The organism is Caballeronia sp. Lep1P3 (genome assembly GCF_022879595.1).
Lineage (GTDB): Bacteria > Pseudomonadota > Gammaproteobacteria > Burkholderiales > Burkholderiaceae > Caballeronia.
Genome location: NZ_CP084268.1, coordinates 336,249 through 363,115 on the forward strand (window position 1 = coordinate 336,249; position 26,867 = coordinate 363,115).

Consider the following 26,867-nt stretch of genomic DNA (forward strand, 5'->3'; position numbering starts at 1 on the left):
TCGATTCAAGGGTTCAACGAACGCGAAGGCGCTTTTTCGCCCAGACGAGCGTGAACAGGCTCACGACCGCGGCGATCATCAGATAAAGCCCCGGCGCAAGGTTGTTGTGCGTAATGGCGATGAGCGATGCGACCGCCAGCGGCGTGAATCCGCCGAATATCGTCGTGCCGATGTTGTAGCCGAAGGCCATGCCCGTCGTGCGCGTGGCGGTCGGGAAGAGCTCGGACATCAGCGCGGGAATCGGCGCGAAATACGTCGCCTTCAGGAGCGCGACCCAGATGACCGCCGCGAGCAAGGTCGGCAGCGACGGATGCGCGTTCATGAACATGAACGCCGGATACACCGTCAAAAAGAACACGACGCCCGTGACGAGCATGATGCGCACGCGGCCGATCTTGTCCGACAGATGCCCGACCACCGGCACGAGCGCCATCATGATGAAGCCCGCCGTCAACGTCGCGATGAAGCCGGACGAAGGCGCGAGCCCCAGTTGCCGTGCCGCATACGTCGGCATGTAGAGCAGCATGTAGTTCGCGGTCGTCGTGAGCACGAGCGATCCGATCGAAACAAGCAGCCGTTCTTTCTGCGTTGCGAGCAGCTCGCGCACCGGCGAGGCGACCTTCTCCGCGTGCTCGAACTCGGGCGTTTCGTCGATACGGCGCCGGATATAAAGGCCGATCGGCCCGATCAACACGCCGAAGAGAAACGGTATGCGCCAGCCCCAGCCTTCGATCTGCGCGGGCGTCAGCATGCCGGTCATCACCGCGCCGAAGAGCGACGCGAGCAGCGTGCTCGCGCCCTGGCTCGAGAACTGCCAGCTCGACATGAAACCGCGGCGCTCGGGCGCATGCTCGACGAGAAACGCCGTCGAACTGCCGAACTCGCCGCCCGCCGAAAAGCCCTGCAAGAGCCTCGACAGAAAGATGAGCACGGGCGCGGCGAGTCCGATCGTCGCGTAAGTCGGCATCAGCGCGACCATGCCGGTGCCGAGCGTCATCATGCCGATGGACAGCGTCAGCGATGCCTTGCGCCCGTGCCGGTCGCTGTACGAGCCGAGCACGAGCGCGCCGACCGGCCGCGCGAGATACGACAGCGCGAACGTGCCGAGCGTGAGCAGCAGCGAGACGGTGTGATCGTGCGTGGGGAAGAACAGCCTCGACAGCGTGCCCGCGAAATAGCCGTAGACGACGAGATCGTAGAACTCGAGCGCATTGCCGATCGACGTCGCGACGATCAGCCGCGCGACGCTGCGCTGCGTTCCGTGCTGCGCGCGCGACGCGGACACCGTGGCGGAATCAGTGCTCATGGCGAAGGCCTCCGTTGGCTCCGTTGATCTTGCGCGGCAGATGATCCGCCGGATTGCTGTCGCTGGCGCCGCCTTCGCGCGCGCCCAAGTCCCAGAAAAGCCCCGCCATGATGCGCAGGCCCTCGCTCGCGACGGAGCCGAGCAGATGCTCGTCCGGCGCATGCTGCGAGCAGCCGGGATACGAGTGCGGCACCCACAGCGTCGGCATGCCGAGGACATCGGCGAATACGTCGTTCGGCAGCGTGCCGCCAAGATTGGGCAGCAGCACGGGCAGCGCGCCGGTCGTCTGCGTGAGCGAGCGCAGCGCCCATTGCACCCACGGATTGTCCGGATCGACGCGCGTCGCGGGCATGCCGCGCTCCACTTCGACATCGACCATCGGGAAGCCGTGCGCGTCGAGATGCGCGCGCACGATCTGCTGCAGGTTCTTCCAGTCCGTGCCGACGACAAAGCGAATCTGCATGTGCGCGAACGCGCTCGCCGGAATCGCGTTCACCGGCTTTTCGGGGTTCCCGGTGCGAAACGCGAGCACTTCGATGTTGTTCCAGCCGAACACGCGCGCGGCGGGCGTGAGGCCCGGCTCGCCGTAGTCCGTATCGACGTCCGGTTCGCCCGGATTGCCGCCGACCTTGATATCCGCGAGCGCGCGCACGACGGAATCCGGAATCGCCGGCGGGCGCAGCCCTTCGATCAGGATCTTGCCGTTCGAATCGACCATCGACGCAATCGCGTTTGCGAGCACGATGCCCGGATTGCGCAAGAGGCCGCCCCAGTTGCCGGAGTGATGCGCGCCGTCGCGCAGTTTCACGTCGAGCCGGAAATTGATGACGCCGCGCGAGCCGAGGAACATCGTCGGGCGGTCGGCGGCGAGACGCGGGCCATCGGAGGCGATCAGCACGTCGGCGGCGAGTTCGTCGCGCAACTGCTCGCAAATCGCGAAAAGTCCCGGCGATCCGACTTCCTCGCCCGTTTCGAACAACAGCTTGAGATTGAAGCCGAGTTTGCCGTCGCGCGCGTCGAGCACGGCTTTCAGCGCGGCGAGGTTGATGCTGTGCTGGCCCTTGTTGTCGGCGGTGCCGCGTCCGTACCAGCGGTCGCCGTCGACGGTCACGCGCCACGGGGACAAGCGTTCGGCCCACTGCGCGTCGTAGCCGCGCACGACATCGCCGTGACCGTAGCTAAGCACGGTCGGCAGATCGTCGCCCTCGTGCCGGTGCGCGACGAGAAACGGCCCCGCGCCCGCCGGATTCGCGACCACGCGGCAGCGAAAGCCCCACGCTTCGAGCGTCGGCGTCAGTTCTTCGGTCAGGTAGGCGGCGAGCCGCGCGCCGCTGTCGGCCTCCTGGCTTTCGGTGCGATACGCGACGCGCCGCTGCAAATCGTCGAAAAACGCGCCGGAATCGTAATAGCGCGAGGCAATGTCTAGTGCGGTGTCGCGAGTCACATCGGTCTCCATGTCGTTGTGAGGGCAGCCTTAGCCCCTGACGATTCATGCTGACGCGGACGATATTTCTGGACAATTACAATATTTCACAGGAACCTTTGCCGTTTCGGCAAACCTCGTGGAAGCAGGAACGTTCAAATGGATCAGACGGCGTTGCGCTATTTCCTCGAAGTCGCGCGAAGCGGATCGCTCAGCAAGGCGTCGGAGCGGCTCTTCGTCGCGGTGTCGGCGTTGAGCCGGCAGATCGCGAAGATCGAGGAACAGATGGGCACGCCGCTTTTCGAGCGGCGTCCGCGCGGCATGGTGCTGACCGACGCCGGCCGCCTGCTCGCGAATCACGCGCGGCGCACCCAGCTCGAAGACGAGCGCGTGATCGACGAAATTCGCGGACTGACCGCGAGCGGCCGCGCGACGATACGCATCGCGGCATCCGAAGGCGTCGCGCCCGATTTTCTGCCGCAGGCGTTCGCGCATTTCCTGAAGACGCATCCGCGCGCGCATTTTCTGCTCGACGTATCGCCGCCGTCGGTGGCGACGCAGGGCGTGCGCGACGGCACGCATGACATCGCCGTGTGCTTCAGCATGGCGCCCGAAGAAAACGTGCAAGTGCAGTACGCGCAGCGCGCGCCGGTCTATGCGCTAATGCGCCGCGATCATCCGCTCGCTTCGCGCGAAAGCGTGTCGCTCGCGGATCTGCTCGCGTGGCCGCTCGCGATGCACAGTCAAGGCGTGACGCTTCGACAACTCTTCGACATCGCGTGCAGTCTCGAAGGACTCGTCTTCGAGCCGGTCTTCGTCGGCAATTACCACATGGCGCTGCAGACCTTCGTGCGTCTCACGGATGCAATCACGCTCACCGGCTATCTCACCGTGCGCAGCCGTTTGAGCGAAGACGGTTTCGCCGCCGTGCCCGTATCGAACCCGGAGCTGCATCAGCGCACGTTGCAGATTCAGACGATGGCGGGACGCACGCTGCCGCAGCCGGTCATCGCGTTCATCGAACTGCTGAAGCAGGCGATAGACGACCCCGCGATCATCGAATGAAGCGCGCCTGACAGGAATAGCCGTTGCTCATGCTGATGCCAACGCGGACACGGCATCGCCGTTAGGGGAGCACATCATGTCAGGCATCGCATCGACGAGGCAGGACAAAGCTGAGACAAGACCGCCATTCGTCGGCGAATCCGAGAGGCGCTCGCCCATCGAGCCGCCGCCGCTTCCTCACGATCGCAAGATCGGCTTCGCGGTGATCGGTCTCGGCCGCCTGAGCCTCGATTCGATCTTGCCCGCGCTCGCATCGTCGAAACTCGGGCGGCTCGCGGCCGTGATGACCGGCGACAAGGCGAAGGGCGAACGCGTCGCGCGTCAATACGGCGCGCCGCAGGACGCGGTGTACGGTTACGACGAATGGACGCGTCTCGGCGAAAACGAGGACGTTCAGGCCGTGTATATCGTCACGCCTAACGGACTGCATCACGAACAGGTGCTCGCGGCTGCGCGCGTCGGCAAACATGTGCTTTGCGAGAAGCCGTTGACCAACACATCGGCAGAAGCGGAGGACATGATTCGCGCATGCGCAAATGCGGGCGTGATGCTGATGGTCGCATATCGCCTGCAATACGAGCCGCATAATCGCGAGGCCGCGCGCATTGCCCGGTCGAATCAGTTCGGAGGCCTTAAGATCATCGAGGCGCACAACGGCCAGGTTCAGGGCGAAGCCGATCAATGGCGGCACGACAGGCGTCTCGCGGGCGGCGGATCGCTGCCGGACATCGGCCTCTATTGCCTGAATTTCGCGCGCTTCGTGACCGGCGAGGAGCCGGTCGAAGTATCGGCGTGGACGTGGAGCACGCCAGGCGATGCGCGCTTCGCCGAAGTCGAGGAGAACGTGTCGTGGCAAATGCGCTTTCCGTCCGGCGTCGTTGCGCGATGTTCGGCGGCCTACGACGCGCACGAATCGCGTGTCGCGCGGCTGCATTTTCAGCGGGGCACCGTGCAGCTCGATCCCGCGTTCGCATACAAGGGACTGCGCCTTCAGGTGCAGCATCGGTCGGCCGAGCGCGAGGACGTCGAGTTGCGCGAGGAACATGTGCTCGACGAAGCCAATCAGTTCGCAGCGGAAATCGATCACATGGCCGAGTGCATTCTGACGGGCAGGCAGCCGGCAACGCCGGGCGAGGAAGGCTTGCAGGATCAGCGGATCATGGAAGCGATCTATCGTTCAGCGGCGGAAAACCGGCCGGTGGAACTGCCGCACGTCGCGCAACGCGACGCTTTCCGCGATGCGCGGCTCTCCGACTGAGGCGACATCATGCATTGGTTCCTCGCGGTTTTCGCGGTGCTCGCGGGCATCTCCAACCCGCTTCAGTCGGGCAGCAATTCCGCGCTGCTCAAGGGCATTCATGAGCCGATCGTGGCGGCGGTCGTCGTCTATCTCGTGGGCGCCGCGTGTCTTGCCGCATGCGTGCCATTCTTCGGCTTCGGCGTGCGGCCGGCGCTCTCGCGGCTCGGCGGCGTGCCGTGGTGGGCGTATATCGGCGGCATCTGCAATGCGCTCTTTCTGATGTGCTCGCTGCTCATTACGAGGAAGCTCGGCTCGGCGACGTTTACCACCGTCGTCGTGATTTCGGCTGTGGTGACGTCGGTCGCGCTGGATCACTTCGGCCTCATGGGATTCGAAGTGCGCGCGGCGAGCGCGCTGCGGCTCGTCGGCGCGGGACTGGCGATCATCGGCGTCGTGCTGATCGCCATCTTCTAGCCGGCGAACGCCGCGCGAATCACAGCGGGAACGCGGTCGTCGAAAGAATCTCGCGCAGAACGACAAACGTGCGGATTTGCCGAACGCCCGGCAAATACAGCAGCTTTTCCGCGTGCAGCCGGTTGAAGCTCTCGCTGTCGCGCGTGCGGATCAGCATGAAGAAATCGAATTCGCCGGTGACGACGTGACATTCCATGCAGCCCGGCACCTTCTGCGCGGCCTTTTCGAACTCGGTGAACGACTCCGGCGTCGAGCGGTCGAGCACGACGCCGATTACGACGAGCATGCCGGCGTCGAGCGCTTTCGGATCGAGCAGCGCGACTGTCGCGCGGATAAACCCCGCTTCGCGCAGCCGCTCGACGCGCCGCAGGCATGCGGGTGGACTCAGATGCACCTTGGCCGCGAGCGCGACGTTGGATATGGAGGCATCGCGCTGTAGCTGGCGAAGAATCGCGCGATCCACGCGATCGATCTCCACGCCCGATGCGCGCGGCACTGGACGACTCGATGTTTTTTTCATTGCACGAAAAGCCCTCTGGACGAAACGAAAGTGCGCAGCATGGCGCGAGCGCATCCCGACATTAGCCGGCGGCTTTTTTTTTCGCAACGCGCGCGCGAGCCGGTTTGACTACGATTGTCCGCATGCCTCGCGGTTTCGCGCGACGGCCGATCACTTCGACGAGGATGCCGACATGAACCTGCAACGTTTCGCCCGCTATCCGCTGACTTTCGGGCCAACGCCCATACAGCCGTTGAAACGCCTCTCCGCGCATCTCGGCGGCAAAGTCGAGTTGTATGCGAAGCGCGAGGACTGCAACAGCGGCCTCGCGTTCGGCGGCAACAAGACGCGCAAGCTCGAATATCTGATTCCCGAAGCGCTGGAACAGGGCTGCGATACGCTCGTGTCCATCGGCGGCATCCAGTCGAACCAGACGCGTCAGGTCGCGGCGGTGGCCGCGCATCTCGGCATGAAATGCGTGCTCGTGCAGGAAAACTGGGTCAATTACTCGGACGCCGTCTATGACCGCGTCGGCAATATCCAGTTGTCGCGGATGATGGGCGCGGACGTGCGGCTCGTGCCCGACGGCTTCGATATCGGCATCCGCAGAAGCTGGCAGGACGCGATGGACAGCGTGCGCGCGGCGGGCGGCAAACCGTTCGCGATTCCGGCGGGCTGCTCGGAGCATCGGCTGGGCGGGCTCGGCTTCGTCGGCTTCGCGGAAGAAGTGCGGCAGCAGGAAGCGCAACTCGGCTTCAAGTTCGACTACATCGTCGTGTGTTCGGTGACGGGCAGCACGCAGGCCGGCATGGTCGTCGGCTTCGCGGCGGACGGGCGCGCGCGCCGCGTCATCGGCATCGATGCGTCCGCGAAGCCCGAGCAGACGCACGAACAAATCACGCGGATTGCGAAGCACACGGCCGAACTCGTCGATCTCGGCCGGGACATCACGCGCGACGACGTGGTCCTCGATACGCGCTTCGGCGGTCCCGAATACGGCCTGCCGAACGAAGGCACGCTCGAGGCGATCCGCCTGTGCGCGCGGCTCGAAGGCGTGCTGACCGATCCCGTCTACGAAGGCAAATCGATGGACGGCATGATCCGGATGGTGCAGAGCGGCGAGATTCCCGAAGGCTCGAAGGTGCTCTACGCGCATCTCGGCGGCGTGCCCGCACTGAACGCGTACAGCTTCCTGTTCCGCAACGGCTGAGCGGCGCGTCATCGCGCTTTACCTCGCGGGTAATCGACGCGCCGCACGCGACGCGCGCAACATCGATGCATCCGATCATCGAACGGGAGCCCGACATGACCGCCTACGCGATTGGCCATCTGGGAGAAGTCGACATGTGCGCGGAGATCGTGGCCTATCTGGAGCGCATCGACGCGACGCTCGCGCCGTTCGGCGGGCGTTTCGTCATTCACGGCGGACGGTGCGACGTGCGCGAAGGCGCGTGGCGCGGCGATCTCATCGCGATCGCGTTCGCCGATCTCGCGCACGCGCGCGCCTGGTACGAGTCGGACGCGTATCGGCGCATCTTGCCGCTGCGCACGCGGCATGCGCGCGGCACGGTGTTTCTCGTCGACGGCGTCGATGCCGCGCACAAGGCGACGGACGTGCTGCGCTAACGGCCGGCAGCGAAACACGGTCTAAACTTGCGGCTTTCGTGCCAACTTGTCATATCACCGGGCATGGTTGATACTCGACAGTTGCACCTCTTCCCGCACGTCGACTTAACGGTTTCGCTAATGAGCACAATTCTTGAAAGCCTTCCGACTGGGCAAAAAGTCGGTATCGCGTTCTCAGGTGGCCTCGACACCAGCGCCGCGCTGCACTGGATGCGCCTGAAAGGTGCGGTGCCGTACGCGTACACGGCCAATCTCGGCCAGCCCGACGAAGACGATTACGACTCCATTCCCCGCCGCGCGACGCAATACGGCGCGGAAGGCGCGCGCCTCGTCGACTGCCGCGCGCAGCTCGTGGCGGAAGGCATCGCCGCGCTGCAATGCGGCGCGTTCCACATCTCGACGGCGGGCGTCACGTACTTCAACACGACGCCGCTCGGCCGCGCCGTGACCGGCACGATGCTCGTCGCCGCGATGAAGGAAGACGGCGTCAACATCTGGGGCGACGGCAGCACGTACAAGGGCAACGACATCGAGCGGTTCTACCGCTACGGCCTGCTCGTCAATCCCGATCTCAAGATTTACAAGCCGTGGCTCGACCAGCAGTTCATCGACGAACTCGGCGGCCGCGCGGAAATGTCGGAATTCATGCGCCAGTCGGGTTTCGAGTACAAGATGTCGGCGGAAAAAGCGTATTCGACCGATTCGAACCTGCTCGGCGCCACGCACGAAGCGAAGGATCTCGAAAGCCTCGAATCGGGCATCAAGATCGTGAACCCGATCATGGGCGTCGCGTTCTGGCGCGACGACGTAAAGATCGACCGCGAGGAAGTGACCATCCGCTTCGAGGAAGGGCGCCCGGTCGCGCTGAACGGCAAGACGTTCACGGACGCCGTCGAATTGCTGCTGGAAGCGAACCGCATCGGCGGGCGTCACGGTCTCGGCATGAGCGATCAGATCGAGAACCGCATCATCGAGGCAAAGAGCCGCGGTATCTACGAAGCGCCGGGACTCGCGCTGCTCCACATCGCATATGAGCGGCTCGTGACGGGCATTCATAATGAAGACACCATCGAGCAATATCGCGAGAACGGGCGGCGTCTCGGGCGTCTCCTGTATCAGGGCCGCTGGTTCGATTCGCAGGCGATCATGCTGCGCGAAACCGCGCAACGCTGGGTGGCGCGTGCGATCACGGGCGAAGTGACCATCGAGCTGCGCCGTGGCAACGACTACTCCATTCTCAGCACGAAGTCGCCGAACCTGACGTATCAGCCGGAGCGCCTGTCGATGGAGAAGGTCGCATCGACATTTTCGCCGCGCGACCGCATCGGTCAACTGACGATGCGCAACCTCGACATCACCGACACGCGCGACAAGCTGCGCATCTACGCGCAAGTCGGCCTGCTGACGCCGGGCGAAGCCTCCGCGCTGCCGCAGATCAAGGGCGACGAGCAGTAACGCGCGAACGCGATGAGCCGGGCGCGTTCTGCGAGCGCGCGCTCATCCGCGTATCCTGTGGGTTTCTCCAACCGTCCGCAGGGAGCCGCATTTGACTCGACTGACCATTGCGCTCATCGGCACGGGCAGCATGGGTTCGGCCGTCGGCCGCATGCTTGCCGCGTCCGGCGCGCGCGTGCTCACGACGCTCGAAGGCCGTAGCGCGGCGAGCGTCGCCCGCGCGCGCGAGGCCCGCATGGAAGACGCGAGTCTCGCGGACATCGCCGCGAGCGATTTTCTTCTGTCCATCGTGCCGCCGGCGGTTGCCGTCGACACCGCCGAACGGCTCGCGCCCGCGCTCACGCAAGCGGCGCGCAAGGCCGTCTATATCGACTGCAACGCGGTCAGCCCGCACACCGTCGCGAAGATTGCCGAAACGGTGGATGCCACCGGCGCGGCGTTCGTCGATGGCGGAATCATCGGCGCGCCTTCATCGCCCAAGTTCTATGTGTCCGGACCGCATGCGGCGCGCGCACGCGCGCTCGCCGACGCGGGTCTCGCGCTCGCCGTACTCGATGGACCGGTGGGCGCGGCATCGGCGCTCAAGATGTCGTATGCGGGCATCACGAAAGGGCTGACGGCGCTCGGCTCGGCCATGTCGCTCGCCGCGCTGCGCAATGGCGCGGGCCACGCGCTTCTCGATGAACTCAAGCAAAGCCAGCCCGCGCTTGCCGCGTGGCTCGGCGCGAACGTGCCGCGCATGCCGCCGAAGGCGTATCGATGGGTCGCGGAAATGGAGGAGATCGCGGCGTTCATCGGCAAGGAGTACGCGGAACATCGCATGTACGAGGGCGCGGCGGGACTCTATGCGCGGCTCGCGGACGACCGCGATGCGACCGATGCCCTTTGCCGCTTCTTCGGCGAGCGCGCCGCATGAAGGCCGCCGCATGAAGGCCGCCGCAGCCTTGCAGCATTCGACTTCGAAGTGAACACCGCGACCGGCGACGATGCCGGCGCGGACCATCCTTTCAGCAAGAGGTGCTCAATGACCGCAGGAACGTATCAGAACACGCGTCTTTACATCAACGGCGAGTGGTGCGACGCGCAGAACGGCGCCGCGCTCGACGTCCTTAATCCGGCCACAGGCGAGAAGATCGGCACGGTCGCGCGGGCCAGCATCGCCGATCTGGATCGCGCCGTGGCCGCCGCGCAAGCGGGCTTCGCTACGTGGCGCCGCACGAGCGCGCTCGAACGCGCCTCGCTGATGCGCAAGGCCGCCGCGCTCGTGCGCGAACGCGCCGACAGCATCGCGCGCCTGATGACGCAGGAGCAGGGCAAGCCGCTCGCGGAAGCGCGCATCGAGGTGAATTCGGCGGCGGACATCATCGAATGGTTCGCGGACGAAGGGCGCCGCGTGTACGGCCGCATCGTGCCGCCGCGCAATGTGAACGCGCAGCAGACGGTCGTGAAGGAGCCGGTCGGCCCGGTCGCCGCGTTCACGCCGTGGAACTTCCCGGTCAATCAGGTCGTGCGCAAGCTCTGCGCCGCGCTGACGACGGGCTGCTCGTTCGTCGTGAAAGCGCCGGAAGAGACGCCCGCATCGCCCGCCGAACTGATCCGCGCATTCGCCGACGCAGGCGTGCCGAACGGCGTGCTCGGCCTCGTGTTCGGCGATCCGCCCGAAATCTCGAAGTACCTGATCTCGCATCCGGTCATCCGCAAGGTGACGTTCACGGGATCGACGGCGGTGGGCAAGCAACTCGCCGCGCTCGCCGGCCAGCACATGAAGCGCGCGACGATGGAACTGGGCGGTCATGCGCCGGTGATCGTCGCGGAAGACGCGGACGTGGAACTCGCGGTGAAGGCATCGGGCGCGGCGAAGTTTCGCAACGCGGGTCAGGTCTGCATCTCGCCGACACGCTTTCTCGTGCACAACAGCCTGCGCGACGACTTCGCGAGGGCGCTCGTGAAGCATGCGGAGAGCCTGTCCGTGGGCGACGGCCTCGCCGAAGGCACCACGCTCGGGCCGCTCGCGAACGCGCGCCGCATCAGCGCGATGACGAACGTCGTCGAAGATGCGCGCAAGGCGGGCGCGACGATCGCGACGGGCGGCGAGCGCATCGGCGCGGCGGGCAACTTCTTCGCGCCGACGGTGCTCACCGACGTGCCGCTCGAAGCCGACGTGTTCAACAACGAGCCGTTCGGCCCGATCGCGGCGATTCGCGGCTTCGATTCGCTAGAAGACGCGATTGCCGAAGCGAACCGCCTGCCGTATGGTCTTGCCGGCTACGCGTTCACGCGCTCGTTCAGGAACGTGCATCTGCTCACGAACCAGCTCGAAGTCGGCATGCTGTGGATCAACCAGCCCGCGACGCCGTGGCCGGAAATGCCGTTCGGCGGCGTGAAGGATTCGGGCTATGGCTCCGAAGGCGGACCGGAGGCGCTGGAGCCGTATCTCGTGACGAAGTCGGTCACGGTGATGGCGGTTTAAACCGTTTGTCTGTGATTTGAAGCAAGCGGCCCGAAAGGGCCGCTTCGCTTTTGCGGCTAGTAAAACCGCTAGGCTGCGTCAGACATACGCATAGCGCACCAGATGGAAGAAGACCGGCGCGGCAAAGCAAATGGAATCGACTCGATCCAGTATGCCCCCGTGTCCGGCGATCATCGAACCCCAGTCCTTCGCGCCCAGCGAGCGCTTCACCGCCGACAACACCAGTCCTCCGACGAATCCCGCCAGCACGATCGCGAGCGACATGAACAACGCCGGGACAAACCCGAACGGCGTCACGCGATAGAGCGCCGCGCCGCATAACGTCGCCAGCAATCCGCCGCCGACGAATCCTTCCACCGTCTTCGATGGCGACAACACCGGCGCGATCTTGCGTCGCCCGAAGAGCTTGCCGACGACATACTGCAACACGTCGCTCAACTGTACGACGAGCAGGAGGTAGAACAGCAGCAGCGCGTTTTGCCCGCGATAGCCGGGGATATCGAGCGTCAGCAGCGCGGGCGCGTGACTCAGCCCGTAGACGCACACCATCAACGCCCAGTTGATGCGTGCGTTGCGGCTCAGAAATTCGCGCGTGTCCTGCGTCAACGCCGATACGAGCGACATCGCGAAAAACAGATGCACCGGCACGAAGATGGAATACATGCCGTACCAGTCGATTGCGAGCAGCACGTATTGCACCGGCACCGCGATAAAGAATGCGACGAAGAGCGTCGTGTGATCGCTCGGCGTGGTCGGCGTGAGCGTGACGAACTCGCGCAACGCGAGATAGGACAGCATCGCGAACGCGATGTACGTGGCCTTTTCGCCGAGGCCGATGGCGACCACCATCACGGCGATCATGCCCCACCACGCCCGGATGCGGTCATTGAGGTTGACGACGGTCGCGTTATTGCCGCCCGAACGTGCGCCGAGCACGGCACCGACGATCGTCGCGAGCGTGAGTACGGCGAGCACGCCCGCCACCAGATTCCAAAATGTGTTCATCGTTCTAATAGTTAGTGGGACGAAGTATTGGATCGCGGGGCGAGCGCGATGACCGCATCGCGCATGCGAGCGAGAAACGACGCCTTGTCTTCGTTCTCGCGACGCGACTGGCTCACACCGAAGTGCACCTTGCAGATGAGCGGTATCGGCCAGAGCGCGCCCTTGGGCATGATTCGCTGGAGATTCTCCAGATACACCGGCATCAGTTCGACCTGCGCGAACTCGCTCGCAAGATGAAAGAGCCCGCTTTTGAACGCGTGCGGATGCGCATCGGGGCCGCGCGTGCCTTCGGGATAAATGATGATGGAATGCCCTTGCGCGAGTGCGTCGCGCACCGCATCGAGCGGATCGCTTTCCGTCTCCCGGCGGCGATCGATCATGACGACATTCAAGAGATTGCGCGCGATGTGGCGCCTGATCGGCCCGCTGTCCCAATAGTCGCGCGCGGCGACGGGCCGCACCGTATCGCGCAGTTGGCGGGGCAGCGCCGCGAGAATCGCGAGGGTGTCGAGGTGGCTCGCGTGATTCGAGAAGTAAAGCCTTTGCGTTGGAGGCGGCGCTTCGCCCTGCCATACCGGATAAGCGCCAGCGACAAAGCGCACGAGCGCGAGAAGGAAATCGCGCTGCCAGACATGCCTGAGTTTCATCGATTCAGTTCGATCCGTTTTGAAGAGGCCGTATTCCTTTCATATCCGCGCGTCGAAGGCAATGTCTTGCGACGAGATTTGCCAGATATGGTCGATGCTGTGACAAACATGCGCGTCGAATTGTCTTGGCATTCCTTAACGTTGACGTATGCGTGCCGGGCCGCGATAGTAGCGCATTTTCGTTTCCGGAACGCATCCAATGAGCCTTTACGCACTCAAGCCACGCTTTCAAAACCTGTTGCGGCCGCTGACCGGTTGGCTCGCGCGGCATGGCGTGACAGCCAATCAGGTGACCGTGGCCGCCGCCTGCGGCTCCATCGCAACAGGCGCGCTCGCCGCGCTCGGCTCTCCCAATCGCTCGCTCTTTCTATTGATCCCGGTGTGGCTATTCGTCCGCATGGCGCTCAATGCGATCGACGGCATGCTCGCGCGCGAGCACGCACAAAAAAGCACGCTGGGCGCTTACTTGAATGAGCTTGGCGATGTGGTCTCGGACGTGGCGCTGACGTTGCCGTTTCTCGTCGTGTCGTCGTTGCCTTCGGCGCTTGTGTGGGCATTCGCGCTGATGGCCGTGATCGTCGAATGCGCGGGACTCATTGGCCCGCTCGCGGGCGCGAGCCGCCGCTACGACGGACCGCTCGGCAAGAGCGACCGGGCGCTGATGCTGGGCGCCTTCGCGCTGTGGCTCGGCGCGGGCGGGACGTTCGGTGCGGGCGCGTGGCTGTGGGCGGCGCTGATCGCACTCTCCGCGATAACCGCGATCCGGCGCGTGCGCGCGGGTATCGCTCAGGCGGGCACCGCGGGCATCGAACGCTAGTTGAACCGCCGCACGAACCGATAAAAAATGCGCGGATGAATCTTGAGGAGACACATGGCGACCGACAACCTCGGCCGCCTGTCCGCATACATCTTGCCGATATGCGTGAAGCGCAGCTTGCTCGACACGCTGTCGAGGATCGGCACGGCGGTCGCGTAGTCGGGCGCCTGACGCGCCGCTTCGAACGCGATCGTCCGGTACGCATAGACGTATTTGAGCCGGAAGAAGAGCTTGCTGTAGTTGTCGATGGGCAGCGCGTGCGTGTCGCGCTCGACGCGATCCATGATCTCGAACAGATCCACGATGCGCGGATTGAAGCGCACCGAAAGGCCGTTCTCGCGCTTCACGTAGAAGTAGAGCGCGTCGGGGATCATGCGCACGACGCGCGCACGCGACAGCGCCTGCACGCACACGGCAATGTCCTCGTAGATGAGTCCGCTCGGATGATCCACCGATGCAAAAAGCTCGCGCCTGAAGAGCTTGTTCCAGCAATACGCCTGCATCGTGAGATCGAAGATGTGCGTTACCGCCTGGAGGCCCGTCATCACCGCGTCGTGCGTCAGCACGCGGTACACCTCGCGGCCCTGCGGATCGATGCACGTCGCGCCGAAAATCACGACATCCGCGTTGTGCTGATCGGCTTCGCGGCACACCACGTCGAGCAGATTCGGCGCGACGAAGTCGTCGCTATCGACGCACAGCACATAGTCGCCGCGCGCGTGGCTCACCGCGATGCGGCGCGTCTCCGCAATGCCCACGTTCTTCTCGTTTCGCACGAGTTTCCAGGCGATCGCGTCCTGCGCGGCGAGCAGCGAGCGCGCGATTTCGCCCGAATCGTCGGGGCTGCAGTCGTCGATTGCGACGATCTCAAAGTCGGTGCGCGTCTGCGCGAGTATCGAGCGCAGGCAGTCGGCAATGAACGCTTCGACCTTGTAGAGCGGCAGGAGAATGCTGACTTTCGGCGTGGGCATGCGGACTCTCCAGTGGGGTCGCTGGAACGGCGGGACGATGCTCGCGCGAGCGCTGGAGCCGCGGCGGGGAATCAGCGCTATGGAAGACGACGCGGGAACGGCTAGAGGCGCTTGACGCCGTGGGGCGGCGGGCGCGCTTTGAACAGTCAATCAGATCATCGCGATCCTTCGCGTGCGATGGTGCGGCGGCGCACATACGACGCGCGGCGCTACCTTGGCTCGCACCTTGCTCGCGGGGAGATGGCAGGGCCGCGACCTTCCAGCGACCTTTCCACGACCTTCAGGTGCCGCCATGTCCGACAGCTTTCCGCCCGATGCACCGCGCTCGCCGCAGCGCCGCTCGATGCTTATCGCTGCGGCGGCCGGGGGCGTCGGCGCGCTCTCGGCAACGATGGCGTCCGCGAGCGCGTCCGCCGCGCAGCCCGATAACCGCGATCGTCAGCCCGACTTCGACGTGACGAGCGACGCGACGACAGCCGATGTCATCGTGGAAACGTTGATGGCGTGGCGCGTCGATCATGTGTTCGGCATGGTCGGCGACGGCATCAACCCGCTCATCGAGGCATTGCGAAAGCGCCGCGATCGCATTCGCTTCGTCGGCGTGCGCCACGAGGAAGCGGCGGCGTTCATGGCGTCGGGCTGGGCGAAGGCGACCGGGCGGCTCGGCGTGTGCATCGCGACGACTGGCCCCGGCGCGGTCCATCTGATGAACGGCCTTTACGACGCGCATTTCGACGGCGCGCCGGTCCTCGCCATTACCGGTCTCACGTTCCACGATCTGCTCGGCACGCGCTTCATGCAGAGCGTCGACACGCGCGCGCTGATGCAGGACGTCGCGCTCTACAACATGACGGTGACGGGCCCGCGCCACGCGCTGATCGTGACCGATATCGCGTGCCGCAGCGCGCTCGGTTCGCGCGGCGTCGCGCATCTGACCGTGTCGAAGGACGTGCAGAACGCGAAGATCGCCGACGACCGGCCATCGATGGAAAACCACGGCGTGCGCACGTCGAGCGCGTGGAGCCAGCCCGCGCCCGTGCCTTCGGCGGCGGATCTCGCCGCAGCCGCCGATGTCGTCAACGCCGGCAAGCGCGTGGCGATTCTCGCGGGACAGGGCGCGCTCGGCGCGCGGCCCGAACTGGAGCAACTGGCGCAGCGCCTCAACGCGCCCGTCGCGAAGGCGCTCCTCGGCCGCGCCGCGTTGCCCGACGATTCGCCGTATTCGACCGGCGGCATCGGCCATCTCGGCACGGTGCCGTCGGACGAGGCGATGCATCGGTGCGACACGGTGCTCATCATCGGATCGACGATGCCGTGGATCGATTCGTATCCGAAGCCGGGCACGGCGCGCGGCGTGCAGATCGACATGAAGCCGGAGCGGATCGGGCTGCGTTATCCGGTGGAAGCGGGGCTTGTCGGCGACACCGCCGCGACCCTGCGCGCGCTCATGCCGATGCTGCGCCCGAAGGACGACGCGTTCCTGCGCGACATCCAGCAGAGCGTCGCGCGATGGAACGCGCTGCTCGAGCGCGTCGCCGCGACCGAACGCACGCCGCTGCGTCCGCAAAGCGCGATACGCGCGATCAGCGACGCGCTCGATCCCGATGCCATCGTGTGTCTCGATTGCGGCGCGAACACGCATTTCGCGGCGCGTTTTCTGACGCTACGAAGCGGCCAGCAACTCGTCGCCACCGGCATGCTCGCGACGATGGCGCCGGGCTTGCCGTTCGCGATCGCGGCGCAGTTGGCGAACCCTGGGCGGCAAGTCGTCGCGATCGTGGGCGACGGCGGCTTCGCGATGCTGATGGCGGAGATGTCCACCGCGGTGATGAACGGCCTGCCGATCAAGGTGATCGTGCTGCGCAACGACCGGCTCGCGGAAGTGATGTTCGAACAGAAGGAGTTGGGCAACCCCGTTTATGGGTGCGAGATCGGCGGCATCGACTATGCGCAGTTCGCGGGCGCATGCGGCGCGGACGGCTTTCGTTGCGCGAGTCCGGGGGAATTGAAGGGGTCGATCGACGCGACGCTGCGCTCGAAGCGCGCCGCGTTGCTGGAAGTGCGGGTCGATCCCGACGAGCGTGTGACCATGCCGCATGAGTTGAAGGCTTGATGGGGCATGGCAGTCAACTGACGAATACCACCTGCTCCTCCTGCCCGTCTTCCTGACGAAACCAGCGAATACGGTCCGCGCGCACGTCGAGCAGCACTTGCTCGATCCCGGCGATCGGCATGCCGTCCTTGCGGCAACCGTCGACGGCCGGCACCGAACGGGGCATCCGCGCGACGTCTCGCTTGATCTCCATGAGACGCTTGATCGCGCCTTGTCTTGATGTGAAATATCGCGTCATTGAACGAGCCAGGCTCTTTGCCAGCAGGAAGGGGCAGAGTAGCTGGAATCGTCAGACTAATATGTGCGGTAAAAGACGAAAGCGCCCATGCGACACTCCTCGAGAAGCGACGCGCGGCGCCCGCACGATGAAAGGACAGCGATGAACGACGTGATTCTCCCCGAAGGCGACTACAGCGCGGCGCTCGGCGACGTGCTCGCGCTCGTCGAGCAGGGCCGGCAGGCGGCGGCGCGCAGCGTCAATGCGCTGATGACGGCCACTTACTGGCGCATCGGGCATCGCATCGTCGAGTTCGAGCAGGGCGGCGCGGGCCGCGCGGCATACGGGCAGGCGCTGCTGCAGCGGCTTTCGGCGGATTTGACGACGCGCGTCGGCCGGGGCTTCGGCGTCGATAATCTGGAGCTGATGCGGCTCTTCTATCAGGCGTATCCGGCGGTGGAAATATCCGAATCGCCGATTCGGAATTCGGCGGCATCCGCATCGAAGCGAAAATCCGAACCGGCGATTCGGAATTCACCGCTCGCGCAACTCGCCGAGCGCTTCCCGCTTTCGTGGACACACTACGTCCACTTGATGCGACGCACACGCTCCGACGACGAACGGCGCTTCTACGAAACCGAAGCGCTGCGCGGCGGCTGGAGCGTGCGGCAACTCGACAGGCAGATCGGCAGCCAGTTCTACACGCGCACGCTGATGTCCCGCGACAAGCGCGCAATGCTGGAGAAGGGCGGGCTCGCGCTGCCCGGCGACACCGTGACGCCCGAGGAAGCGATCAAGGACCCCTACGTGCTGGAGTTCCTCGACCTCAAGGACGAATACTCGGAGAGCCAGCTCGAAGACGCGCTCATTCACCGGCTCGAAGACTTTCTGCTGGAACTGGGCGGCGACTTCGCGTTCGTCGGACGACAGCGGCGCATGCGCATCGGCGATAGCTGGTATCGCGTGGATCTGCTGTTCTTTCATCGGCGGCTGCGCTGTCTCGTCATCATCGATCTCAAGCTCACCGAACTCAATCACGCCGATGTCGGGCAGATGCACATGTACTGCAATTACGCGAAAGAGCACTGGATGGTGCCCGGCGAGAACCCGCCCGTGGGCCTGATTCTTTGCGCGCGAACCAACGCGGCGGTTGCGAAGTACGCGCTCGACGGCCTGCCCAACAAGGTCCTTGCAGCCGAGTATCACATGATGCTGCCCGATGAAGCGCTGCTCGCCGAAGAGGTCGCGAAAGTGCGCAGAGCGTGGGAAGCCAGGCGCATCGCCACGGGGGAAGATGAGGCTTAGCCTCGCCGCTCCTGGCACGGTCGTTTGCTGGACGAAGGTTCCGCGGAGTTCTCGCATGTGCAGTTTGCTGTTCAATGGTGCTTATTTTCGTGTCGGTCTATTGGCGTTGCCCCTTCCCGGGGCGGGGGTCACTTTTTCTTTGCTTGGGACCAGAGTAAGGCGCTAAAGCGCCAACTCTGGTCGACACGAAGAAAGCAGCTTTTTAGCCCGCAGCATCTAGCGTGTGGGCAGCTTGCGAATGGGCATTGGCACTCGGTTAATAGACAGCCTTGAATGACCTTCCACGCCCGCTGAGCGCCACGTCCTGCAAGCCCCTTGGCTCGTTGACACCGAAGGGTTGCAAGGGTAAGCGCGCCCGGTTCGCGCTGTTGTCCACGCAGCAAAGCGAACTGCCGGTGCATGCAAAAGCCAATGCGGTCCGCTCCAACTAGGACCGAACCGCAGGCGAGAACGCGAAATGGGGGAGCTGGTTTTGACGAGCCAAGGGGCTCGCAGGACGTGGCGCTCAGTGGGCGCGGAAGGTCATTCAAGGCTGTCTATTGACCGAGTGCCAATGCTCTTTCCGCAAGCTGCCCACACATTAAGTGCTTTGGGCTAGAAAGCTGCTTTCTTTGGTTACTTTCTTTGTGTCGACCAGAGTTGGCGCTTTAGCGCCTTACTCTGGTCCCAAGCAAAGAAAGTGACCCCCGCCCCGGGGAGGGGCAACGCCAATAGACCGACGTGAATACAAGCTCCACGATAGAGAAAAAGCAGAGCAAAGCAAAGCAACCCAACCCCGCCCCGCAAAGGGACAGAGAAAAAACCGGAGACAAAACGAAATGTCGGAAAGCAAGAACATCGGTTTCGCCCGAGGCCTAACGAACTACGGCGATCGCGGATTCGCCCTTTACCTGCGCCGCTCGTTCGCGAAGTCGACGGGCTACTCGACCGACATGCTCAACAAGCCCATCGTGGGCATCGCATCGAGCGGATCGGGTTTCAACAACTGTCATCGCGCCATGCCGGAACTCGTCGAAGCGGTCAAGCGCGGGGTGCTCGCAGCCGGCGGGCTGCCCATCGACTTCCCCACCATCTCGCTCGGCGAAGTGTTCCTCAATCCCACCTCGATGATGTTCCGCAATCTCATGAGCATGGACGTCGAGGAAATGCTGCGCGCGCAGCCGATGGACTCCGTCGTGCTCATCGGCGGTTGCGACAAGACCGTGCCCGCGCAATTGATGGGCGCCGCCGCCGCCGATATTCCCGCCGTGCAGCTCGTCGTCGGTCCGATGATGACCGGGCGTCACCAGGGCGAACGCCTCGGCGCATGCACCGACTGCCGTCGCTTCTGGGGCAAATTCCGCGCAAGCGAAATCACCGGGCAGGAAATCGATCAGGTCGAAGGGCGTCTCGCCACCACCGCCGGCACCTGCGCCGTCATGGGCACCGCGAGCACCATGGCCTGCATCGCCGAAACGCTCGGCATGTCGCTGCCCGGCACCGCCGCGATTCCCGCCGTGCACGCGGACCGCATCCGTGCAGCCGAAGCGAGTGGCGCGCGCGCCGTGCAGCTCATTGCAGAGCCGCTGCGCCCGAGCCAGATCATCACCGAGAAGTCGGTCGAGAACGCGCTGCGCGTGCTGCTCGCCATCGGCGGATCGACGAACGCCATCATCCATCTGACGGCGGTCGCGGGGCGCCTCGGCATTCCCGTATCGCTCGAACGCCTGAACGCCATCTCCGATGAAACGCCGGTGCTCGTCGACCTCAAGCCGACCGGCGACAACTACATGGAAGACTTCTTCGCGGCAGGCGGCATGACGGCCGTGCTGCGCGAACTGGAGCCGCAACTGCATCTCGATGCGCTCACCGTGACCGGCGAAACGCTCGGCGAGCGCATCGCCGCCGAGCGCGAGGCGTGGGTCGATCATCGCATCGTGAAGAAGGCGTCCGATCCGGTCGAGCCGCAAGGCGGACTCGTCGCGCTGTTCGGCTCGCTCGCGCCGCGCGGCGCGATCCTCAAGCGCTCCGCCGCCGACAAGTCGCTCTTCGAGCAGGAAGGCCGCGCGGTCGTGTTCAGTTCACTCGAAGACCTGGCCGCGCGCATCGACGATCCCGATCTCGACGTGAATGCAAACGACATTCTCGTGCTGCAGAACGCCGGCCCCGCGAGCGGCACCGGCATGCCCGAAGCCGGCTATCTGCCGATTCCGAAGAAGCTCGCGCAAAAAGGCGTGAAGGACATGCTGCGCATCTCCGACGCACGCATGAGCGGCACGGCCTACGGCACCATCGTGCTGCACGTCGCGCCCGAAGCCGCGCTCGGCGGCCCGATCGGGCTCGTGCGCAACGGCGACCGCATCCGCCTTTCGGTGCGCGAGCGCCGCATCGATCTGCTCGTCGACGAAGCAGAACTCCAGCGTCGCGCGAAAGACGTGAAGCCGCCCCAGCGCATCGCGCGCGGCTACCAGAAGCTCTATCAGGAACACGTTCTTCAGGCGGACGCGGGCTGCGACTTCGACTTCCTGCAAGGCGCGCGGAAGGATTCCTCATCCAACGGGCAGAGCTAGGCCATGCTGATCGGCGGCGCGAAGTTCATCGACGTGCCGTTCGGGAAGCGGAGGAAGAAGAGGTCGCGATGGGCGTCGGCGGTTGCGCGCGGCTGCAGTGTCAGGCGGCGCTCGTCGCGGAGCGCGTGATGCGGCATATCGAGGACAAGCTCGCGTCGTCGCTATCCATCTATTCGGTCGCGGACGAACTATCTGTTGCAATTGCTGAAGAAGCATACGGGTCTCGCGTTCGTCGAATGGGTGACGGCGCAGTGCATGGAGCGCGCGAAGAACGTCGGCTTCGCGGACGAGGCTTATGTCACGCGACGCTTGACGCAGCGGTTCGTGCAGTCGCCGAGCCAGTATCGCAGGCAGATGCGCGTCGAAGCGGAGCAGGTTTGAGCTTGCTTCATCGCTCGAAATAGATGGCGACATAGCCGGGCTTGTCGTTCGTGGCGCCCGCAACGGGCAGCGCCTCTTCCACCAGCACCGTCTGATTCGCCGCGTTGCCGTAGACCCTCAGGCGTATCACTTGCGGATTGTCCGGCTGGCTCGTATCGAGCAAGCCCGCGTCCGACAACATCGACTGCGCCTGATTCGCGGTGAAGCCTTGATTCACGATGCTCACCGTCGTCGAAGGATTGCCGTCGAATACGTTGTCGGAGAAGCTGCCGTCCGCACCGACGATCAGTGTGGAAGCGGGCGATGGACCGCCTTCCGCCTTCGCGCCGCAGTTCTCCCATCCGTCGAAGACCTTGCCGCTCGCGGCGAACGCGGCCCACTGCGCGGCCGCATTCGCGGATGCAATCCATGTCGCATCGAGCAGCGCCGCGACGCTCTTCACGTTCACGCCCACGTTCACGTTCGTCACCGTGCCGATGCTGTTCGCCGTCGCGGACACGCACGCGATGCCCGCGCCCGCGAACTTCGCCGGCGCATACAGCGAGTTCAGCGCGTTGCTGCCGGCGGCGACGTGCGGCGCGGCGACGGGACTGACGAGCGATGCGCTCGCCGTCGCGGTGGCGGGAACGATCGACAGCGAGACGGGCGTCGCGCTGCCGAGCAGAATGCTGTTCTGATACGCGATCCCGTTCGACGTGGCGGGCGGCGGCGGACTGCTCGTCGAACCCGAGCTACCGCCGCCGCATGACGCGAAAAGCATTGCCGATACGGCGGCGATGATCGTTCTGCCCATGAGACGACACCTCTTCAGGGCTTAGGCAAGAGCGCCGATGACACGCTCGACGAGTTCGCGATGAAGATGTTGCTCGCGTCGTCCTGCAGCAGATAGCCCTGCTTCACGAGCGCATTCGCTGCCGCCGCCACCGCCGCCTGATAGGTCGCCTTGCTGCCGCCATAGAGCGAGTCGAGCGTGGCGCGCGTATCGACGCCGCCCGCCTGCGCCGCCGCATTCACCGCGAACGGAATGGCCGCGCCGTTCGAGATGCAGCCATCGCCGATGGCATGGCCCGAGCCGCGATAATTCCACCCGGTGTAGGTCGCAAGCGGCGCGCTGACATCGGGCACGAGCACGCCGGTCGTCTCGTTGCCGTTGGCATCGACCTTCGGCACGAGAATGGTGTACTGCTGCGCCGTGTTCACGACCGGCACCGCGTTGCTGTAGTCCGTCACGAAGAGCTGGTTGTACTCGCCATTGAACGTGAGCTTGAGCGGCGTGGGCGTGGCACCGGGACCGCTCGGGACCGTGACGTTGCTCAGGTTCGGAAAGCCCGTCGCGGCCTGCGTCGGTGCAACGAGATTGCCCGATGCCACGGTCGGATACTGCGATGCGGGCGGCGGCGTGCCGTGCCCGACCCACGCGACGAGCGCGGGTATCAGCGCGCGTTCCACGGGCGTCTCTTCCACGGGCGACCCCGGCAACTGGCACAGGCTCCCGGCGGCGGGCAACGTCAAATTGCCTGTCGTGACGCCGCTGCCGCCGCCGTGCTGCGTGCCCGACACGAGGTAGTAACGCACGTTTTGCGGCAATTGGATGTCGTTGCCACGGCCATCCGTCACGACGAGCGATGCCGCGCCGCCCCACCATTCGAATGCGCCGTCGAGCTGCATGACCTTCGGACAGGTGTTGGTCGCGGTGCATTGCTTGAAGAGGCCGTCCGTCGCGCCGCTGACGGGATCGGTCGTCACCGCGTAGGTGAACGGGAACTGGAAGCCCGGCATGAAGTGATCCTCATGCTGTTTCGACCAGCGCCCCGGCTGCGCGAAGGCCGCGTTGGTCCATGTGCGGCGCGCGGCGGAAATGATCGGGAACATGCCGTCGAAGACGATCTTGCCGTTCTTGTCCGCATTGAAGCCCTGATACAGAAAGTCCTTCATGAAGCGCCCCGACTGCGATATGCCTTCGCCTATCGCGATGTCGAAGTTCGTATTCGTCGCGCATGTCGAGGCGACGCATGTCGCGCCCTTCAGATCGTTGATCGGATTCGCGACGCCTTGCGCATCCGTCGTTTCATAGCGCAGGAAGGACACCAGATCGCGCAACGCCGCAAAGCCGATGCCATCCACGGTCGGCGCAGCGGCCTTGTAGACGAAGCTGTAGATCGTGCCCGCGTCCGGCTGCACGCTCGCGCCATTCGGTCCCGGCACCGTGGAGGGCGGCGAAAACTTCACCGAGTAATTGCCTTCATAGACGTTGTTCGGGGTACTGACATAACTCCACGATGTCACCGGCACCGAAGCCGCGCTATACGTCTCGACGCCGCCGGGAATGCTCCCGTAAGCGGTCAGCCATGACTGGCGCGCGGTGAACGTCACGGAGGTCTTGTCGTTCAGATCGGCGGGCGGATAGGTGAGCGGAATCGTCGTGGGATCGCCGCCCGCATAGTCGGGAATGAATTCCTCGCGCGAGAGCCCGGTCATCGGCGAGCCGTCCTTGTTGGTCGCGACAGGAAAGCTCGCACCGAGCAGTCCCGCGCCCGCGAGCGCGGTCGTTCCGTTGAGCGGCACATCGCCTTGCCAGCCGCTCCAGAGAATCGTGTAGCCGTTGCGTAGCAGCGACGGGAAACTCGAAGACGGCGCGGCGCCCGTGTCGAGCGCGCCGCCGCCGATGAAAGACGCATCGCCTATCTTGCTGCCGCGATTCACTACGTCGTAGAACAACACGCGCTTGGCCGACGACGCGTTCTGCGGGCGCAGGATGACGACATCCGTGGCATACGCGACGTAGCCGTCCGCTCCGACCGGCGCATTCTTGATGTTGACGATGCCCGCGTTGAGCGGATTGTTCGGATCGAGTTCGCCATGCACGACTGCCGTGATGACCTCATACGGCCCGGCTGCGCCCGCGGGCGTCGCGCCGCCGAATGCGGGCGCGCTCGAAAGAATCTGGAAGCTGTTGATGAAGCCTGCGCCCTTCGAGACGGGCTTGGGGCCGTTGTTGTCGCTATGTCCGCACCCGTTCAGAAAAAATGTACCCGAGCTGGCAATCAATAGCATTCCTATGTATCGTGCGTTCATCATCGAGTCTCCGAACCCTGGTGGCTTACAGACGTCAAAGTCTCGCGCTACGCTCGTGAGGAGCCGCGAGTCCGTGGAATGCGGAACACCACGCGCACGGTCCGCACGGCGAGGCCATGCGGCGGCGCAGGAAAATGCGTTGATGAAGACGAAACGTTTTCGTAAGCTATCGGAATGCTAAATATATCCAGTACGTTGTTGTGTATTTATAATTCGCGCATACGCATTTCCAACTAGCGTTTACGAGTACGGTAAGCGCTTCAGCTTGCTTTCGAAATCAACGCAGTCGTGAGGGCCATTCATGCCGAACAAGCTCACTCGCGCGGACCAGCTTCGAGAGTCCATAGAAGAAGACATCGCAACCGGCACGCTCCTGCCCGGCGCGCCGCTCGACGAAGCCGAACTCACCGCGCGCTTTCGGGTGTCGCGAACGCCGGTGCGCGAGGCGCTCCTGCAACTGGCGGCGGCGGGCATGGTGGAGATGCGTCCGCGGCACGGTGCGGTGGTCGCGAAGATCAGCCTCGATCGCCTCGTCGAGATGTTCGAGGTCATGGCCGAACTCGAAGCCATGTGCGGACGCCTCGCGGCAAGGCGCATGCGTCCCGAGCAAGTCGAAGCGTTGCGTGCCGCGCATCTCGCTTGCCGCGACGCGCACGATGCCGGCGACACCGACGGGTATTACCATCTGAACGAACGCTTTCACTGCCTCATCTATGCGGGCAGTCACAACGGCTATCTGCACGATCAGGCGAAGGCACTGCACAAGCTGCTGCGTCCGTATCGCCGGTTGCAGTTGCGCGTGAAAGGCCGCATGAACGAATCGTTCGACGAACACGAAGCCGTCGTCGATGCCCTCGCTCGCGGCGACGGCGAAGCGGCGGCCGCTGCGTTGCGCGGGCATATCGTGGTGCAGGGCGAACGCTTCGGCGACCTTATCGCGGCGCTCGCGCAGGCGAGCGCCTAGCCGTGCGCGCGGCTAAGTAGCGCAAATTCACGCGGGATTTTCGCGCAGCAATTCGGCCACCATCGCGCTGTCGAGATACGCCCGCACTTCGACGATATAGCCGTTCGCGAAGCGGCACACCCAGCAATAGCGATTGTCGAAGTGCATGCCGTTGGCCGCGCGAACATCGGACCGAAGTTCGACAGCGGCGGTATCGCCATCGACGAGCGCGCCGGTCACGGTAAGCTGCGCGCCTTCGGGCAGTGCCTTCGCGAGCCTCGCGAACGTATGGTCGAGGAACGCCTGCTTGCTGCGGTATCGTCCAGCGAGGGGATGCGTGCCCATCACCGTCCAGTCGACATCGTCGGCCACGCGCGCGAAGAACGCGTCGGTGTCGTCCTTGAGCTTGCTGAACAACTGCAACACGTCGTCCTTGTTCACGCGCCGCCCCATTGCATCGAAAGCCCGCCGTCGATCGTCCATGTCTGGCCGGTCACATAGTCGCCATCGTCCGACGCGAGAAAGAGCGCCACGCGCGCGATCTCTTCCGGCTGTCCCGGCCGATGCCACGGAATGACCGACATCGACTTCTCGCGCGCGTCGGGATCGTCGAGGCGCTTCTGCGTCATCGGCGTCTGGATGAGACCGGGCGCGATGTTGTTCACGTTGATTCTGTCCTCGGCCACTTCACGCGAGAGGCTGCGCGTAAGCGAGCCGAGCGCCGCTTTCGCCATGCCATACGGTGCGCTCTCCGGCGTCGGAAGATGCTGCGCCACCGACGAGATGTTGACGATGCGCCCGCCGCCGCCCGCCTGACGCCGCAGCTTCACGAATTCGCGGCAGCAGTAAAGCGGACCGAAGAGGTCGGTCCTGATGACCGTTTCGAGCTGCTCGTCCTCGATGTCCGCGACTTCTGTGCCGCCCGCGCCGACGCCCGCATCGTTGACGAGGATGTCGAGTCCGCCGAGCTGCGCGATCACTTCACCGAAGATGCGCTTGACCGAAGCGGGGTCGCCGACATCGCCTTGCAATACGATTGCGCGCCTGCCGGACGATGCAATTATTTCTGCCGTCTTCTCCGCGCCTGCGCGGTCCGTGTGATAGATGACCGCGACATCGGCACCTTCTTCGGCGAAGCGTGCCGCGATTGCCTGGCCGATGCCCGAGTCGCTTCCGGTGATGAGCGCCTTCTTGCCTTGCAGTTTCATGTCACTCCCTCGCGGATGATTGAGCCGTGAATGAACGTCTCTTCGTGCGTCAGCAAGGCGCGTGCATCGACGGTGCAC

At 64.5% G+C, this 26,867-nt stretch carries 26 protein-coding genes; 14 read left to right on the forward strand and 12 right to left on the reverse strand.

What is annotated here, in order from left to right:
* Positions 1-13: 13 nt before the first annotated feature.
* Positions 14-1,306 carry an MFS transporter gene (locus tag LDZ27_RS25865; protein ID WP_244818130.1) on the reverse strand — a complete coding sequence of 431 codons (1,293 nt, stop codon included), beginning with the start codon at positions 1,304-1,306 and terminating at the stop codon, positions 14-16.
* On the reverse strand, positions 1,296-2,750 hold the full coding sequence (locus LDZ27_RS25870) for a M20 family metallopeptidase (RefSeq protein WP_244818131.1): 1,455 nt from the start codon (positions 2,748-2,750) through the stop codon (positions 1,296-1,298). Before LDZ27_RS25870 ends, LDZ27_RS25865 begins: the two co-directional genes overlap by 11 nt.
* Before the next feature lie 138 nt (positions 2,751-2,888).
* Between LDZ27_RS25870 and LDZ27_RS25875 the strand changes: the two genes are divergently transcribed.
* The 3 genes from LDZ27_RS25875 (at position 2,889) to LDZ27_RS25885 (ending at position 5,508) form a co-directional block, all read left to right on the forward strand.
* Positions 2,889-3,794, forward strand: coding sequence for a LysR family transcriptional regulator (locus LDZ27_RS25875; RefSeq protein ID WP_244818132.1), 906 nt, complete (start codon positions 2,889-2,891; stop codon positions 3,792-3,794).
* Positions 3,795-3,870: 76 nt separating this feature from the next.
* Positions 3,871-5,052 carry a Gfo/Idh/MocA family protein gene (locus LDZ27_RS25880; protein WP_244818133.1) on the forward strand — a complete coding sequence of 394 codons (1,182 nt, stop codon included), beginning with the start codon at positions 3,871-3,873 and terminating at the stop codon, positions 5,050-5,052.
* Positions 5,053-5,061: 9 nt separating this feature from the next.
* On the forward strand, positions 5,062-5,508 hold the full coding sequence (locus LDZ27_RS25885) for a DMT family transporter (RefSeq protein ID WP_244818134.1): 447 nt from the start codon (positions 5,062-5,064) through the stop codon (positions 5,506-5,508).
* A gap of 19 nt (positions 5,509-5,527) precedes the next feature.
* Here the strand turns inward: LDZ27_RS25885 and LDZ27_RS25890 are convergent, their stop codons facing one another.
* Positions 5,528-6,028, reverse strand: coding sequence for an Lrp/AsnC family transcriptional regulator (locus tag LDZ27_RS25890; protein WP_244818135.1), 501 nt, complete (start codon positions 6,026-6,028; stop codon positions 5,528-5,530).
* Between the two features lie 172 nt (positions 6,029-6,200).
* Between LDZ27_RS25890 and LDZ27_RS25895 the strand changes: the two genes are divergently transcribed.
* From LDZ27_RS25895 to LDZ27_RS25915, 5 genes are all read left to right on the forward strand, one after another.
* Positions 6,201-7,217: a 1-aminocyclopropane-1-carboxylate deaminase gene (locus tag LDZ27_RS25895; protein ID WP_244818136.1), complete on the forward strand. Its 1,017-nt coding sequence runs from the start codon at positions 6,201-6,203 to the stop codon at positions 7,215-7,217.
* A gap of 95 nt (positions 7,218-7,312) precedes the next feature.
* A complete protein-coding gene (locus LDZ27_RS25900) occupies positions 7,313-7,633 on the forward strand; it encodes a DUF1330 domain-containing protein (RefSeq protein ID WP_244818137.1) in 321 nt (106 codons plus the stop codon).
* A 120-nt stretch (positions 7,634-7,753) separates the two neighbouring features.
* Complete coding sequence (gene argG / locus LDZ27_RS25905; protein WP_244818138.1) at positions 7,754-9,088, forward strand: argininosuccinate synthase; 1,335 nt, start codon at positions 7,754-7,756, stop codon at positions 9,086-9,088.
* A 91-nt stretch (positions 9,089-9,179) separates the two neighbouring features.
* A complete protein-coding gene (locus LDZ27_RS25910; RefSeq protein WP_244818139.1) occupies positions 9,180-10,004 on the forward strand; it encodes an NAD(P)-dependent oxidoreductase in 825 nt (274 codons plus the stop codon).
* 108 nt (positions 10,005-10,112) lie between these two features.
* Positions 10,113-11,558 carry an NAD-dependent succinate-semialdehyde dehydrogenase gene (locus LDZ27_RS25915; protein ID WP_244818140.1) on the forward strand — a complete coding sequence of 482 codons (1,446 nt, stop codon included), beginning with the start codon at positions 10,113-10,115 and terminating at the stop codon, positions 11,556-11,558.
* A 78-nt stretch (positions 11,559-11,636) separates the two neighbouring features.
* Here the strand turns inward: LDZ27_RS25915 and LDZ27_RS25920 are convergent, their stop codons facing one another.
* The gene (locus tag LDZ27_RS25920; protein WP_244818452.1) at positions 11,637-12,572 is read right to left on the reverse strand and encodes a phosphatidate cytidylyltransferase; all 936 of its coding nucleotides are present in this window, start codon (positions 12,570-12,572) and stop codon (positions 11,637-11,639) included.
* 2 nt (positions 12,573-12,574) lie between these two features.
* Positions 12,575-13,210, reverse strand: a complete 636-nt coding sequence (locus LDZ27_RS25925) for a 1-acyl-sn-glycerol-3-phosphate acyltransferase (RefSeq protein ID WP_244818141.1) — start codon at positions 13,208-13,210, stop codon at positions 12,575-12,577.
* A 199-nt stretch (positions 13,211-13,409) separates the two neighbouring features.
* Between LDZ27_RS25925 and LDZ27_RS25930 the strand changes: the two genes are divergently transcribed.
* Entirely contained in the window at positions 13,410-14,027 is a 618-nt protein-coding gene (locus tag LDZ27_RS25930) for a CDP-alcohol phosphatidyltransferase family protein (RefSeq protein WP_244818142.1), read from the forward strand.
* On the opposite strand, the gene LDZ27_RS25935 is transcribed toward LDZ27_RS25930, so the two are convergent.
* Positions 14,024-14,998, reverse strand: a complete 975-nt coding sequence (locus LDZ27_RS25935; RefSeq protein WP_244818143.1) for a glycosyltransferase family 2 protein — start codon at positions 14,996-14,998, stop codon at positions 14,024-14,026. The genes LDZ27_RS25930 and LDZ27_RS25935 overlap by 4 nt on opposite strands.
* 292 nt (positions 14,999-15,290) lie before the next feature.
* Here LDZ27_RS25935 and LDZ27_RS25940 point away from each other — a divergent pair, with 292 nt between their 5' ends.
* On the forward strand, positions 15,291-17,111 hold the full coding sequence (locus LDZ27_RS25940; protein ID WP_244818144.1) for a thiamine pyrophosphate-binding protein: 1,821 nt from the start codon (positions 15,291-15,293) through the stop codon (positions 17,109-17,111).
* A 13-nt stretch (positions 17,112-17,124) separates the two neighbouring features.
* Here the strand turns inward: LDZ27_RS25940 and LDZ27_RS25945 are convergent, their stop codons facing one another.
* Positions 17,125-17,304, reverse strand: coding sequence for a hypothetical protein (locus LDZ27_RS25945; RefSeq protein WP_244818145.1), 180 nt, complete (start codon positions 17,302-17,304; stop codon positions 17,125-17,127).
* Positions 17,305-17,490: 186 nt separating this feature from the next.
* On the opposite strand from LDZ27_RS25945, the gene LDZ27_RS25950 reads away from it, so the two are divergent.
* Both LDZ27_RS25950 and LDZ27_RS25955 read left to right on the forward strand, forming a co-directional pair.
* The gene (locus LDZ27_RS25950; RefSeq protein ID WP_244818146.1) at positions 17,491-18,633 is read left to right on the forward strand and encodes a YhcG family protein; all 1,143 of its coding nucleotides are present in this window, start codon (positions 17,491-17,493) and stop codon (positions 18,631-18,633) included.
* Positions 18,634-19,451: 818 nt separating this feature from the next.
* Positions 19,452-21,182, forward strand: a complete 1,731-nt coding sequence (locus tag LDZ27_RS25955; RefSeq protein WP_244818147.1) for an IlvD/Edd family dehydratase — start codon at positions 19,452-19,454, stop codon at positions 21,180-21,182.
* Here the strand turns inward: LDZ27_RS25955 and LDZ27_RS25960 are convergent.
* Positions 21,179-21,319 carry a hypothetical protein gene (locus tag LDZ27_RS25960; RefSeq protein ID WP_244818148.1) on the reverse strand — a complete coding sequence of 47 codons (141 nt, stop codon included), beginning with the start codon at positions 21,317-21,319 and terminating at the stop codon, positions 21,179-21,181. The genes LDZ27_RS25955 and LDZ27_RS25960 overlap by 4 nt on opposite strands.
* A 58-nt stretch (positions 21,320-21,377) precedes the next feature.
* Between LDZ27_RS25960 and LDZ27_RS25965 the strand changes: the two genes are divergently transcribed.
* Positions 21,378-21,563 (forward strand): hypothetical protein, encoded by a 186-nt coding sequence (locus tag LDZ27_RS25965; RefSeq protein ID WP_244818149.1) that lies wholly within the window; start codon positions 21,378-21,380, stop codon positions 21,561-21,563.
* A 7-nt stretch (positions 21,564-21,570) separates the two neighbouring features.
* Here the strand turns inward: LDZ27_RS25965 and LDZ27_RS25970 are convergent, their stop codons facing one another.
* Both LDZ27_RS25970 and LDZ27_RS25975 read right to left on the reverse strand, forming a co-directional pair.
* Entirely contained in the window at positions 21,571-22,356 is a 786-nt protein-coding gene (locus LDZ27_RS25970) for a hypothetical protein (protein WP_244818150.1), read from the reverse strand.
* 14 nt (positions 22,357-22,370) lie between these two features.
* Positions 22,371-24,617, reverse strand: a complete 2,247-nt coding sequence (locus tag LDZ27_RS25975; RefSeq protein ID WP_244818151.1) for an alpha/beta hydrolase domain-containing protein — start codon at positions 24,615-24,617, stop codon at positions 22,371-22,373.
* A 322-nt stretch (positions 24,618-24,939) separates the two neighbouring features.
* On the opposite strand from LDZ27_RS25975, the gene LDZ27_RS25980 reads away from it, so the two are divergent.
* Complete coding sequence (locus tag LDZ27_RS25980) at positions 24,940-25,602, forward strand: GntR family transcriptional regulator (RefSeq protein ID WP_244818152.1); 663 nt, start codon at positions 24,940-24,942, stop codon at positions 25,600-25,602.
* Positions 25,603-25,629: 27 nt separating this feature from the next.
* Here LDZ27_RS25980 and LDZ27_RS25985 read toward each other — a convergent pair whose 3' ends face one another.
* Complete coding sequence (locus LDZ27_RS25985) at positions 25,630-26,022, reverse strand: nuclear transport factor 2 family protein (protein ID WP_244818153.1); 393 nt, start codon at positions 26,020-26,022, stop codon at positions 25,630-25,632.
* The gene (locus LDZ27_RS25990; protein ID WP_244818154.1) at positions 26,019-26,789 is read right to left on the reverse strand and encodes an SDR family NAD(P)-dependent oxidoreductase; all 771 of its coding nucleotides are present in this window, start codon (positions 26,787-26,789) and stop codon (positions 26,019-26,021) included. The genes LDZ27_RS25985 and LDZ27_RS25990 overlap by 4 nt, the downstream gene beginning before the upstream one ends.
* Between the last annotated feature and the right edge of the window lie 78 nt (positions 26,790-26,867).